The 12,987-nt window shown below is 62.8% G+C and carries 10 protein-coding genes; 1 reads left to right on the top strand and 9 read right to left on the bottom strand.

Features of this window, described 5'->3' with window-relative positions; all coding sequences use genetic code 11:
- Positions 1-3 precede the first annotated feature (3 nt).
- The 9 genes from M2267_RS19265 to M2267_RS19305 all read right to left on the bottom strand — a co-directional run bounded on the left by M2267_RS19265 (position 4) and on the right by M2267_RS19305 (position 11,992).
- Entirely contained in the window at positions 4-729 is a 726-nt protein-coding gene (locus tag M2267_RS19265; protein ID WP_043626786.1) for an ABC transporter ATP-binding protein, read from the bottom strand.
- A complete protein-coding gene (locus M2267_RS19270; RefSeq protein WP_043626789.1) occupies positions 729-1,613 on the bottom strand; it encodes an ABC transporter ATP-binding protein in 885 nt (294 codons plus the stop codon). Before M2267_RS19270 ends, M2267_RS19265 begins: the two co-directional genes overlap by 1 nt.
- Complete coding sequence (gene livM, locus M2267_RS19275) at positions 1,613-2,989, bottom strand: high-affinity branched-chain amino acid ABC transporter permease LivM (RefSeq protein WP_371742520.1); 1,377 nt, start codon at positions 2,987-2,989, stop codon at positions 1,613-1,615. The genes M2267_RS19270 and livM overlap by 1 nt, the downstream gene beginning before the upstream one ends.
- 13 nt (positions 2,990-3,002) lie before the next feature.
- A complete protein-coding gene (locus M2267_RS19280; RefSeq protein ID WP_043611301.1) occupies positions 3,003-3,905 on the bottom strand; it encodes a branched-chain amino acid ABC transporter permease in 903 nt (300 codons plus the stop codon).
- A gap of 288 nt (positions 3,906-4,193) precedes the next feature.
- Positions 4,194-6,620, bottom strand: a complete 2,427-nt coding sequence (locus tag M2267_RS19285; protein ID WP_429116228.1) for a GcvT family protein — start codon at positions 6,618-6,620, stop codon at positions 4,194-4,196.
- A 253-nt stretch (positions 6,621-6,873) separates the two neighbouring features.
- Entirely contained in the window at positions 6,874-7,428 is a 555-nt protein-coding gene (locus M2267_RS19290) for a sarcosine oxidase subunit gamma (protein ID WP_429116229.1), read from the bottom strand.
- 10 nt (positions 7,429-7,438) lie between these two features.
- Complete coding sequence (locus M2267_RS19295) at positions 7,439-10,396, bottom strand: sarcosine oxidase subunit alpha family protein (protein ID WP_429116230.1); 2,958 nt, start codon at positions 10,394-10,396, stop codon at positions 7,439-7,441.
- A complete protein-coding gene (locus M2267_RS19300) occupies positions 10,393-10,671 on the bottom strand; it encodes a sarcosine oxidase subunit delta (RefSeq protein ID WP_090298248.1) in 279 nt (92 codons plus the stop codon). The genes M2267_RS19295 and M2267_RS19300 overlap by 4 nt, the downstream gene beginning before the upstream one ends.
- A 70-nt stretch (positions 10,672-10,741) precedes the next feature.
- Positions 10,742-11,992 carry a sarcosine oxidase subunit beta family protein gene (locus M2267_RS19305; protein ID WP_034798844.1) on the bottom strand — a complete coding sequence of 417 codons (1,251 nt, stop codon included), beginning with the start codon at positions 11,990-11,992 and terminating at the stop codon, positions 10,742-10,744.
- Between the two features lie 215 nt (positions 11,993-12,207).
- On the opposite strand from M2267_RS19305, the gene cysQ reads away from it, so the two are divergent.
- Positions 12,208-12,984, top strand: a complete 777-nt coding sequence (gene cysQ / locus M2267_RS19310) for a 3'(2'),5'-bisphosphate nucleotidase CysQ (RefSeq protein WP_429116233.1) — start codon at positions 12,208-12,210, stop codon at positions 12,982-12,984.
- The last annotated feature ends 3 nt before the right edge of the window (positions 12,985-12,987 follow it).

Genomic DNA, 12,987 nt, shown 5'->3' on the forward strand with positions numbered 1-12,987 from the left:
CGTTCAATGACGGCCGCCTTCGAGATAGGCCGCGCGCACTTCCGGATTGGCGAGCAGTTCCTTGCCGGAACCGCTCATCGTCACCCGGCCGTTGACCATCACGTAGCCGCGGTCCGAAAGCTTGAGCGCACCGAAGGCGTTCTGCTCGACGAGGAAGACGGTCAGCCCCTCTTCCTTGTTGAGTTTCTTGATCGCTTCGAAGATGCCCTTGACGATCAGCGGTGCGAGACCGAGCGACGGCTCGTCGAGAAGCAGGAGCTTCGGCCGGGCCATCAGTGCGCGGCCGATCGACAGCATCTGCTGCTCGCCGCCCGAAAGCGTGCCGCCGCGCTGCGCCTGGCGCTCCTTCAGGCGCGGGAAAAGCGCAAACACCTTTTCCACGTCCTGGTCGAAGTGCTTCAGGTTGTCGAGGCTGGCGCCCATCTGCAGGTTTTCAAACACCGTCATGCGCGGGAAGATGCGCCGACCTTCGGGCGACTGCGCGATGCGCAGCCGGGCGATCTCGTGCGTCGGCATGCGGGTGATGTCCTGGCCTTCGAAGAAGACTGAACCGGTACGCGCCTGTGGGCTGCCGCAGATGGTCATCATCAGCGTCGACTTGCCGGCGCCGTTGGCACCGATCAGGCAGACGATTTCACCGCGGTGAACTTCGACATCGACCCCGCTGAGCGCGCGGATGTTGCCGTAGTAGGTCTCGACGGCTTTAACTTGGAGAAGAGGCGCCGTCATCAGTTGGTGCCCCCCTGCCCGCCTTCGATTTCCTCGATTTGTTCGATCACCTCTTCAACCTCTTCATCCTCGACACCCAGATAGGCCGCAATGACCCTCGGATCGTTCTTCACGAAATCCGGTGTGCCGTCGGAAATCTTCTGCCCATATTCCAGGACCACCACGTGGTCGGAAATCTCCATGACCACGGACATGTCGTGTTCGATCAACAGGATCGACGTGCCGGTATCGGCGCGAATGCTTTTGAGCAATTCGTTGAGCGCCAGGGACTCGCGCGGATTGAGACCGGCGGCCGGCTCGTCCAGGCAAAGCAGTTCCGGACCCGTGCACATGGCGCGGGCAATCTCGAGACGGCGCTGGGCGCCGTAGGAGAGGTCACCGGCCGGATCGTCCGCACGGTCGATCAGCGACGCCTTTTCCAGCCAGTGCTTGGCAAGGTCGATCGCCTCGCGCGATGCCTGGCGGTAAGCCGGGAAGCCGAGCAGGCCGAGGAAAGTGTAGCCGGATGCCTGCATCAGCTTGTTGTGCTGCGCGACGAGCAGGTTTTCGAGCACCGTCAGACCGGAGAACATCCGGATGTTCTGGAAGGTACGCGCCACCTTGGCGAGCTTGGTGATCTCGAAGTCCGGCAGACGTTCCAGCAGGTATTCCTTGCCGGCCTTCTGCTTCATCGTGATCATGCCCATCGTCGGCTTGTAGAAGCCGGTGATGCAGTTGAACACCGTGGTCTTGCCCGCTCCGTTCGGGCCGATCAGCGCGGTGATGTCACCGCGATAGGCTTCGAAGGAGAAGTCGTTGATGGCCATCAGACCGCCGAAGCGCATCGACAGGTGCTCAACCTTGAGAATGGGGTCTTTTGTCATTGTCGTCGTCTCGCGGGCCATCAACCGTGCCCTTCCTTGGTGAAGCTGCCGGAGACTGCCTTGCGTTCGTGCAGGAAGGCTGTCGGTTCGCGTGATCCGACGAAGCCGCGCGGCTTCCAGACCATGACGACGACCATGGCCAGGCCAAAGATCAGCATACGGTAGAGTTCAGGTGTGAAGTCCGGTCCGAAGACCATCTTCAGGAAGGAAAGCTCGCGCAGGATTTCGGTGCCGCCGATCATCACGGCCGCAGCGACGGCGATACCGGTGAGCGAGCCCATGCCGCCGAGAACCACGATCGCGAGAATGACCGCAGATTCCAGGAAGACGAAGGATTCAGGCGATACGAAGCCCTGGCGCACGGCGAAGAACGAGCCGGCGATACCGCCGAACATGGCGCCCGTCGCAAAGGCCGTGAGCTTGGTCGTCACCGTGTTGATGCCGAGCGAGCGGCAGGCGATCTCGTCCTCGCGCAGCGCTTCCCAGGCGCGGCCGATCGGCATGCGGCGCAGCCGGATCGTCACGTAAGCCGTGAGCAGCGCAAGCGCCAGGATCAGATAGAACAGGAAGATCTTGTAATAGGCCGACGACATCGGCAGGCCCATCAGCGCGGCAAAGCCGTCCTTCGAGGCATCGAACTTGATGCCAAACAGCGTTGCCTTGGCGATGCCGGAGACGCCGAAGGTACCCTTCGTCACTTCCGTCCAGTTGATCAACACCAATCGGATGATTTCACCGAAGGCGAGCGTCACGATCGCCAGATAGTCACCGCGCAGACGCAGAACCGGGAAGCCGAGGATCATGCCCCAGAAGGCGGCAAGGATGCCGGCGACCGGAAGAAGAACCCAGAACGACAGCCCGAAATAGGTCGACAGCAGGGCGTAGGAATAGGCACCGACCGCGTAGAAGGCGACATAACCCAGGTCCAGCAGGCCGGCGAGGCCGACGACGATGTTCAGCCCCCAGGCCAGCATCACGTAGATCAGAATCTGGATGCCGAAATTGTCGACCCACTTGAGCGAGCCCTGGATGCCGAAGATCGCGACGACGAGCGGCGGATAGACGAGCAGGAACGCGATCGCGAGCTTGGAGAAGTGGCGGGTGAAGAAGGTCTCCTCCTTCACCGCATCCTCGGCTTCGGCCTTGGCGGCCTTGCGCCGGGCCATGGCCGGCTGGACATAGGCAACCATCAGGAAGCGGCCGACGGCAGCGACGATCACGAAGATCGCCAGCAGGCCCCAGCGCTGGTTGAGGATCAGTTCGTTGCGGATGTTCTGGTCGGACTTGAGACCGACGAACAGCACGAAAAGACCGAGCGAAATCAGGCCCGCGAAGACAGCCTCGCGCAGGGCCCGCGCCGTCACGTCAGTGCCGGCGCTTGCAGTCGTAGAAGCAATGTTTGCCATGGAATTATACCTTCTCGACTTCCGGTCGTCCGAGAATGCCAGACGGCTTGAAGATCAGGACGATGGCGAGAATGGAGAAGGTCGCGACGTCCTTGTAGTCGATGGTGAAATAGGCTGACCAGAGGGACTCGATGAGCCCGATCAACAGTCCGCCGAGAACGGCGCCTGGCAGCGATCCGATGCCGCCGAGAACGGCCGCGGTGAACGCTTTGACGCCAGGCACGAAACCGTCGGTGAAGACGACGACGCCATAATACATCAGATACATCGTACCGGCGACGGCAGCGAGTGCTGCACCCATGATGAAGGTCACCGAGATGGTGCGGTCGACGTCGACACCGAGCAGCGCCGCCATCTTGCGGTCCTGTTCGGTCGCGCGCTGGGCACGACCAAGCGGGGTCTTGTTGACGATGTACCAGAAGATTGAAAGCAGAGCCGCCGTAATGACGATGATGATGATCTGCTTCAGCGAGATGGTGATGCCGAAGACCTCGTAGACCGAGGAAACGAGCGGCGGGATCGGCTTGTTGCGCGGACCCTGCGTCACCTGGATGAAGTTCGACAGCGCAATCGACATGCCGATCGCGGTGATCAGCGGCGCGAGCCGGAACGAACCGCGCAGCGGCCGATAGGCCACCTTCTCGATCGTCCAGTTCCAGAGACCTGCGGTCAACATGCCGACGACCATCATCAGCAGGAGAGCAAGTACAACCGGGACGCCCCCGATAAATGTTGTGAGAATAAGAAAGACAATCAAAGCAGCAAAGCCGCCGAGCATGAAAATATCGCCGTGGGCGAAGTTGATCATGCCAATGATGCCGTAGACCATGGTATAACCAATAGCGATCATACCATAAATAGACCCAAGAGTCAGCCCGTTGACGAGCTGCTGGACGAAATACTCCATCAATCTTCCCCTGGACCAGATCCATAACGGTCCGGTCTCTTGTTTTTTGAGCTCATTGTTGAGCGCTGTGTTTGCTCGATTCCATACCTCTTTCAAACGAAAAGGAAAGCTAAAAAACGCGACTTCATCAAAAACTTCCTCGATAAAATCGATTTGACGCTTTTACAGCCAGAAAAATCAAAATTTCCGCAGCTTTCGCCCGCGAAATCATCAACTTTAGTCGTAAAAGCGTCGGGTATTCTATGAAGCTTCAAGAGCCCACTACGGCCTGCACTCCACGCCGATTGCTCAGGCGCGCATGCGCTGACCGTTCGAATCGAACAGCGGATGCGGCTGAAGACGGGCCGGCAGGATCTCACCCAGGAGTTCGATCGACCAGCCATCGCTGCGGTCGGCGATCTCCTTCGGCACGTAGCCCATGGCGACCGAAACGCCGCTTGCATGCGCATAGCCGCCCGATGTCACCCAGCCGCGCACGACGCCGTCGAGGTAGATCGGCTCGTCGCCGATGACATCAGCGTCCTTCGCCTCGAGCAGGAAGGTTCTCAGACGTAGTGCGCCACCATCCGCCTTCTCCTTAACGGCCGCCGCCTTGCCGATGAAATCGGCATCCTTGCCGGTCGCAACAAACCGTCCAAGCCCGGCTTCGACCGGGCCATAGAGCGGACGATACTCGCGCGCCCAGCTGCCGAAGGATTTCTCGACGCGCAGCGCATTCAGTGCTCTCAAGCCGAACAGACGGATGCCGGAGGCGGCCCCCCTCTCCATCAGCAGTTCGAAGAGATAGCGCTGGTACTCCGGCTTCATCCAGATCTCGTAGCCGAGATCGCCGGTATAGCTGACCCGGCCGACGATCGCAGGCGCCATGCCGAGGTCCATACGGCGGATATCCATGAATGGGAACGCCGCATCGGAGATGTCGAGATGGGTCAGGCTCGCGAGCACATCGCGGGCCTTTGGCCCGGCGATCGACAGGCCGACCAGCTCCAGCTTCAAAGCCCTTAGCAAAACCGAACCGTCCGCAGGCAGATGCGCCTCGAACCAGCGCATGTGGTAGTCCTCGGCGATACCGGAGCCGACGAGCAGGAAATCCCCCTCGCCGAGCTTGGCCAGGGTGAAGTCGCCGATCAGCTTGCCGTCGTCCTTCAGCATCGGCGCCAGCGTCATGCGCCCCTCGTGGGGGATGCGGCAGGCAAGCATGCGGTCGAGCCAAGATTCGGCGCCCTTGCCGGTGATCGCATATTTGGCAAAGCCCGAGGTCTCCATCAGGCCGACGCCTTCGCGCACGGCCCGCGCCTCCGCGCCCACGGTCTCGAAATCGGTCGAGCGCCGCCAGGAGAAGGTATCCTTTACCCCTTCGGGTGCAAACCACAGCGGCGTTTCGAGCCCGTAGGACGCGCCGAAGACGGCGCCTGCCGCCTCCAGTCGGTCGTAGATCGGCGTCGTCAGCAGCGGCCGCGCGCCCGGCAGTTCCTCGTTCGGATAGCGGATCGAGAAGCGACGGGAATAGTTCTCGCGCACCTTGGCATTGGTATAGGCGAGCGTGGCGAAATCGCCATAGCGGGAGACGTCCATGGCAAAGACGTCAAAGCCGGGGTCGCCATGGATCATCCAGTTGGCGAGTGCCAACCCGACGCCGCCGCCCTGGCTGAAACCGGCCATGACGGCACAGGCCGACCAGTAGTTCCTCAAGCCCCGCACCGGGCCGACCAGTGGGTTGCCGTCCGGCGAAAAGGTGAAGGGGCCGTTGATGATCTTCCTGATGCCGGCCCTGTTGAAGGCCGGGAAGTGCCTGAAGCCGACTTCGAGTTCCGGCGAAATGCGGTCGATGTCCTCGGCCAGGAGTTCGTGGCCGAAATCCCAGGGCGTCGAGATCGGCGACCACGGGCGGCACGCCTTCTCATAGGTGCCCATCAGCATCCCGTTTCGCTCCTGGCGGAGATAAATCTCGCCGTCGAAATCGACGCAGTGCATCAGCTCCTTGCCGCGTGTCTGGTTGAATTCGATGACTTCGGGCATGTCCTCGGTGATGAGATACATGTGCTCCATGGCAAGCACCGGCAGCTCCAGTCCCACCATGCGGCCGACTTCGCGCGCCCAGAGGCCGGCGGCGTTGACAACGTGTTCGGCGATAATCTCGCCCTGGTTGGTGATCACCCGCCAGGAACCGTCTTCCCGCCGCACCAGATCCTCGACCTTGGTATGCAGATAGATCTCCGCACCGTTCTTCTTCGCCGATTTGGCATAGGCGTGCGTCGTGCCATAGGGATCGAGGTGCCCCTCGACCGGATCGAACACCGCACCGACGAACTGGTCGGGATCGAGCAGCGGCATCAGGTCGTGCGCTTCCTTCGGCGTCAAAAGCTCCGCTTCGAGCCCCATGTAGCGGCCCTTGGCAAGGATGGACTTCATCCAGTCGAAGCGTTCCTTGGTGGCGGCCAGCATCATGCCCGAGGTCATGTGAAGGCCGACATCCTGGCCGGAATATTCCTCGATCTCCTTATAGAGCTCGACCGTATATTTCTGCAGCTTGGCGACGTTCGGGTCGCCGTTGATCGTGTGCATGCCGCCGGCCGCATGCCAGGTGGAGCCGGAGGTGAGTTCCGATCGTTCGAGCAGCACGGCGTCGGTCCAGCCGAATTTCGTCAGGTGATAGAGCACCGAACAACCGACGACACCGCCTCCGATAACGACGACCTTGGCATGGCTTTTCATGCGTACACTCCGTCTCCCCATGCTCCTGCCGGAGGCATGGCCAAATTGTCAGGAAGAAACTCAGGCACGGCGACCGCTTGCTTCAGGCACAGAAGCGCAAGCGGCTGACGATGAAAGCCTAGTCAGAAAGACGGCGCCGATAAAGACACGGCTGCGAAGGACGCTTGTCCATTTCCGCCGTTTGCTGGCGGATGGGCGACCCGTTTGCGGCATTTCATGCCGCATTTGATTGCGACCTCTTGAAAGGGCCGGTTCAGTCCGAGAAAGCGGCGGTAAGATCGAAGGCCCGCCCCATCGTCAGCAGGTCATCGAACAGCGATTCCGCGTAGCTCCGCGGCACGATCAGCTCGAACGTGTCCTCGTCCGTCCGGGCGAGATTGACCGGGATGTGACCGCAAAGCGCATTGGCGCTGCCGCCAACCGTGAAGGCTGCCGCATGAAGGTCGAGACCGATGCCTTTGGCGAGGATGCCGCGCACGTTCGGGCCGGCGATCCGGAAGACGACACGCCCATCGCTTTGGTCGACAACATAGGCACTGCCGTCGCAAAGCGCTTCGAGCCGACGTACAAGCCCGCTCGGCGCTTCGACCTCGGAGACGACAAGCCACTCCCCCGGGGCCAAGAATCGCATGGACAAGTCGGACTGTGCGGCAATCGCGTGACGCACGGTCTCCTCGCGGCCGGCGCGTGCGAGAACCGTTGCCATCGTGCGCCAATGCCCGACCATCAGGTGGTCTGCCGCCGGCGACGTCGGTGCCGAGCGCAGTTTCTGCTCCAGTGCGTGGCGGTTGTTGTAGTCACGAACCATCACCGCCTCCTCAGGCCTTCAGCTTTGCATTTTGCGGATCGACGAAGACCGGGTCGCAGACTTCGGCGACGATCTCCTGATCGCGGAGCTTGTCGAACACCACGACCTTCTCGCCATAGCGTTCGCGCCCGGACTTCAGGAAGGCGAGCGCGATGGCGTGGCCTAGGACCGGCGAGAAACCGGCTGAACTCACCCAACCTTGGTCGTTCAGCGTCGAGGGCTTTGTCCCTTCCTTCAGAAGATGCGCTCCAGCCCGCATGTCCTTGTCGGCATCGACGGGTTTCAGGCCGACGAGTTGCATGCGATCCGCCGCCGTCAGCCCGTAGCGGGTCGAAAGGCGCTTGCCGATGAAGTCGGTCTTCTGCATCGAGAGCATACGGCCGAGCCCGGCATCGTCCGGCGTCACGCGACCGTCGAATTCGGCATGCGTCAGCAGACCCTTTTCGAGCCGCATGACATTCAAGGCTTCGACGCCATAGGCACAGATTTCATGCGGCCGGCCGGCCTCCATGATCTGGTCGGCCACCGCCTCGCCATAACCTGCCGGCACCGCCAGTTCGAAAGCCAGCTCCCCGGAGAAGGAAATGCGGAAGAGCCGCGCCGACACGCCGCTTTTCAGGGCGATCTTGCGGGCGGACAGGAACGGAAACGCGCCGTCGGAAATGTCGCCATCGACGATCTGCTGCAGCACCGCGCGCGCCTTTGGACCGGCGATCGCCATCTGCGCCCATTGGTCGGTCGACGAGGTGAAGCGGACTTCGAGTTCCGGCCAGAGCGTCTGGGCGCAATATTCCATATGCGCCATGACGGGACCGGCCATAGCCGTCGTCGTAGTAAGGAAGAAATGCTCGTCGTCGAAGCGGCTGACGGTGCCGTCGTCGAAGACGAAACCGTCTTCGCGCAGCATCAGGCCGTAACGCGCCTTGCCGATCGGCAGCTTCAGGACCGGGTTGCAATAAAGCCGGTTGAGGAACTCCGCAGCGTCGGGACCGAAGACCTCGATCTTGCCGAGGGTCGAGACGTCGCAGAGGCCCACATTGGCCCGCACGTTCAAGACTTCGCGATCGACGCTGTCGCGCCAGGTCTTTTCGCCGGCGCGCGGGAACCAGGCGGACCGGTGCCAGAGCCCCGCCTCGACGAAGGTCGCGCCGTTTTTCACCGCCCAGCCGTGCAGCGGCGACTTGCGCGCCGGTGCCGCATGTTCGTCGCGCGCCGTACCGGCAAGCGCACCGAAGGAGACCGGCGTGTAGAACGGCCTGAAAGTGGTTGTGCCGACCTCGGCCGGGCTGACGCCGCGCATGCCGGCGAGAATGCCGACGGCATTGATGTTGGAAAGCTTGCCCTGATCGGTCGCCATGCCGCTGGTCGTGTAGCGCTTGGCGTGCTCCACATGGCCGAACCCTTCGCGCAGCGCCAGGCCGAGATCCTTCGCATGCACGTCGTTCTGGAAATCGACAAAGGCCTTCGACTTGGCGCCCGGCACGTACCAGAGCGCCGCAAAGGAGGCCGCCTCATCGCCATCGACGACGGGTGCTGCGACCGAACTGGCGCTGAAGCCGAGGTCGGCCGCAATCGCTGCGGCCTTCTCCGCACCATCGGACAGGCAGCCCGAGAGCGTGTAGACACCGTTGGCAGCGCCCACGGCACGCAGCCCGCCACCGACATCAGGTGCGACGAAGGCCTTCAATTCCTCCGACCAGACCGGTCTTGCGGCGCGCTGGCAGGCAAGATGCACGACCGGGCTCCAGCCGCCGGACATGCCAAGCGCATCGCAGGCGATTAGTTCCTCGTAGCCGGAGCGTTCGACGACGATGCCCTTGAGACGTTGCCGGCCCTTGGTGTCGACGATCGAGGCCGAGCGGATGACCCTGATGCCATCGGGCGCCTGATCGGCAGCCTCAGCGCGGGCATCGACGATCGCCGCGATCGCGACGCCCTTGGCCGCAAGCGTCCGCGCCGTCCGGTAGCCGGCGCTGCCGCTGGTAAAGATCGCGACTTGTTTGCCGGCGGCGACGCCGTAGCGCTCGGCATAGGTGGTCATGGCGCCCGCCATCATCACACCCGGGCGATCGTTGCCGCCGAACACCAGCGGCCGTTCCTCGGCACCGGTTGCCAACAGCGCGCGCTTGGCAACGATGCGCCAGACGCGCTCGCTCACAAGCTTCGACGATGGTTCGGCGACGTGTTTCTGCACACGCTCGACCGCGCCGAAGACGTTGTCATCGTACCAGCCGAAGACGGTGGTGCGCGAAAGCAGCGTGACGTTGGGCAGCGCTTGCAGTTCGACGACGATGCGGTCGGCAAAAACCGATGCCGGCGCGCCGTCGATGGTTTCGCTGGCGGAGAGCAACGAACCGCCGAGCCGGAAATCTTCGTCGGCGACGATGACCCGGAGGCCGGCGCGTCCGGCGGTCAACGCCGCCATCAGGCCGGCTGGACCGGCACCGACGACGAGCAGGTCGCAGAACGCCCAGGACTTCTCGTAGCTCTCGGGATCGCGCTCCAGCACCGCCCGCCCGAGGCCCGCAGCGCGGCGGATGATGGGTTCATAGACCCGTTCCCAGGCCTGCTTCGGCCACATGAAGGTCTTGTAGTAGAAGCCGGCACCGAGGAAGGGCGAAAGCACGCCGTTGACGGCCCCGACATCGAAGCCGAGCGACGGCCAGCGGTTCTGGCTTTTGGCAGTCAGCCCACCATAGAGCTCGGCGACGGTCGCCTTGGTATTGGCATCGGTGCGGGCGCCGGAACCGAGGGTTACGAGCGCGTTGGGCTCGGAGGGCCCGGCGCTGACGATGCCGCGCGGCCGGTGATACTTGAAGCTGCGGCCGACAAGCAGCTGGTCGTTGGCAAGCAGTGCGGAGGCCAGCGTATCGCCGGCAAAACCGCGCAGCGGCCGGCCGTCGAAGGTGAAGCTCAGCGTCTTGCTGCGATCGACGAGGCCGCCGGAGGAAAGACGATAGCCGGTCATCGCGCCGCCCTCCGCGCAAACTCGGCCGCATCGACGACGGAATAGACCTCGTGGGTCGCCGTATCGCGCTCGACCACGAGGAAGCGACGACAGCCGGCGATGTGATGCCAATGCTCCAACGTGCGCCCACGGGGGTTGGCGCGCACATAGACGTAATCATGCCAGGCCTCGTCGGAATCCATCGGCTCGGGACGGCCGCGCGAGGCGTCGCCGCGGATCGCGAATTCTTCCTTCGGTCGGACCCCGCAATGCGGGCAGGTAATCAGGCTTGCCATCGTCTTCCGTGTCCTGAAGCCGCGCTCCGGCTTCCTGTTCATTCCATACGGGCCAGCGGGCCGTGTGCTGTCAGTGAAGGTTGGGCTGCGGGCCGGCGCCGGCTTCGTCGACGGCATAGCCGCGGGCGAAGCGATCGAGCCTCAAGGCACGCGCCACCGGATGGGTGTCGTTCTTGGCGATCAGGTGGGCGAAGCAATAGCCGGAAGCCGGCGTTGCCTTGAAGCCGCCGTAGCACCAGCCGCAGTTCAGGTAGAGATTGTCGATCGAGGTGCGGTCGATGATCGGCGAGCCGTCCATGCTCATGTCCATGACACCGCCCCAGGCGCGCAGCACCCGAACGCGCGACAGGCCGGGGATCATTGTCACCCCCTCCTCCATCACGTGCTCGGCCGTCGCCAGGTTGCCGCGCTGGGCATAGGACGAATAGCCGTCGATCTCGGCGCCAAAGACGAGCCCGCCCTTGTCCGACTGCGAGATGTAGAAGTGGCCGCCGCCATAGACGATCACGTGGTCGATGCATGGCTTCAGCCCCTCGGTTACGAAGGCCTGCAAGACGTGGCTTTCGAGCGGCAGCTTCAGGTCCGCCATCTCGCCGACGCGCGAGGTGTTGCCGGCCGCCGCCAGCGCCAGCTTGCCGCAGCCGATGAAGCCCTTGGTGGTTTCGACGCCGGTGACGACACCGTTTTCGCGACGAATGCCGGTCACTTCGCAATGCTCGATGATGTCGACACCATGCTGGTCGGCGCCGCGGGCATAGCCCCAGGCAACGGCATCATGTCGCGCCGTGCCGGCGCGGCGCTGCAGCAGGCCTCCGAGGATCGGATAGCGGGCATGATCGTAGTTGAGGAAGGGGATCATCTTCTTCAACTGTTCGCGCTCGATCAGCTCCGCTGCCACGCCTTCCATCCACATGGCATTGCCGCGGCGCACATAGGCATCGCGCTGGCCGTCGCTGTGATAGAGCATGATGACGCCGCGCTGCGACAGCATCACATTGTAGTTGAGATCCTGCTCCAGCCCTTCCCAGAGCTTCATCGAGAATTCGTAGAACGGCTCGTTGCCGGGCAGCATGTAATTGGAGCGCACGATCGTGGTGTTGCGGCCGACATTGCCGGAGCCGAGGTAGCCCTTCTCCAGCACCGCGACGTTCTTCACGCCGAATTCCTTGGCGAGGTAATAGGCGGTCGAAAGACCGTGCCCGCCGCCACCGACGATGATCACGTCATAGTGGGATTTCGGCTGCGGCTGGCGCCAATGCGGTTTCCAGTTCAGGTTTCCGGAAAGGGCGTTCCTGACAAGCGAGAAGGCGGAATAACGCATGAAGGCATCCAGTTCAGTTGCGCCGGCACATTTGCACAGCCGCAAGGCGGAAGCAAAGATGCAAAGCCTCTCGCAGGTGCAAAAAACCTTGAGACGGCCCGCCCTGCAGATCGGCTGCGGCCACGCGTAAAGAGCCGCCTGCCATGTCAAAAGCATGGCTATATTCTTCCTCTCAATATGCTATGGGCCAGATGACGGACCGAAAGACAGGGCGAATGCTGGAGATACTGCAACAATCGGCGATAGCGGCGGGTCGGGCCATTCTCGACATCTACAATGCCGGGCCGGAGGTCACCCACAAGCCCGACTGCTCGCCGGTCACCGATGCCGATACGACGGCCGAACGCATCATCCTGGCGGATCTCGCCGCGGCCTTTCCGGACATTCCCGTGGTCGCCGAGGAAGCGGTGTCCGCCGGCTTCGTGCCGGAGACGTCCGGCACGTCGTTCTTTCTTGTCGATCCGCTCGACGGCACCAAGGAATTTATCAGCCGCAACGACGACTTCACCGTCAACATCGCCTTGATCGAGAACGGCGCGCCGGTCGCGGGCGTCGTCTACGCCCCGGCGCTTGGCATCCTCTATGCGGCGCACCACGGCAAGGCGGTAAAGTCGGTTATCGACGGGGGCTTTCGCCTGGCCGAGGAAACGATCATCGGCTGCCGCAGCTGCGGCGATCGCATGGTGGGGCTCGCCAGCCGCTGGCACAACAGCGCCGAGACGATCGACTACCTCGAAAAACACGGCATCGCCGACTACCGGACCGTCGGCTCGTCCTTGAAATTCTGCCTGCTTGCCGAAGGTTTGGCCGACGTCTATCCGCGCTTCAGCCGGACGATGGAATGGGACACCGCCGCGGGCGACGCGATCCTTCGAGCGGCCGGCGGCGAAACGCTGACGATGGAAGGCACGCCGCTCACCTATGGCAAGCGCAACCAGAAGGACGACAGCGATTTCGCCAATCCCTGGTTCGTGTCGCGCGGCAAGCCCTGACCG

The sequence above is a fragment of the Ensifer sp. KUDG1 genome (genome assembly GCF_050434285.1).
In the GTDB taxonomy this organism is placed as follows: Bacteria; Pseudomonadota; Alphaproteobacteria; order Rhizobiales; family Rhizobiaceae; genus Ensifer.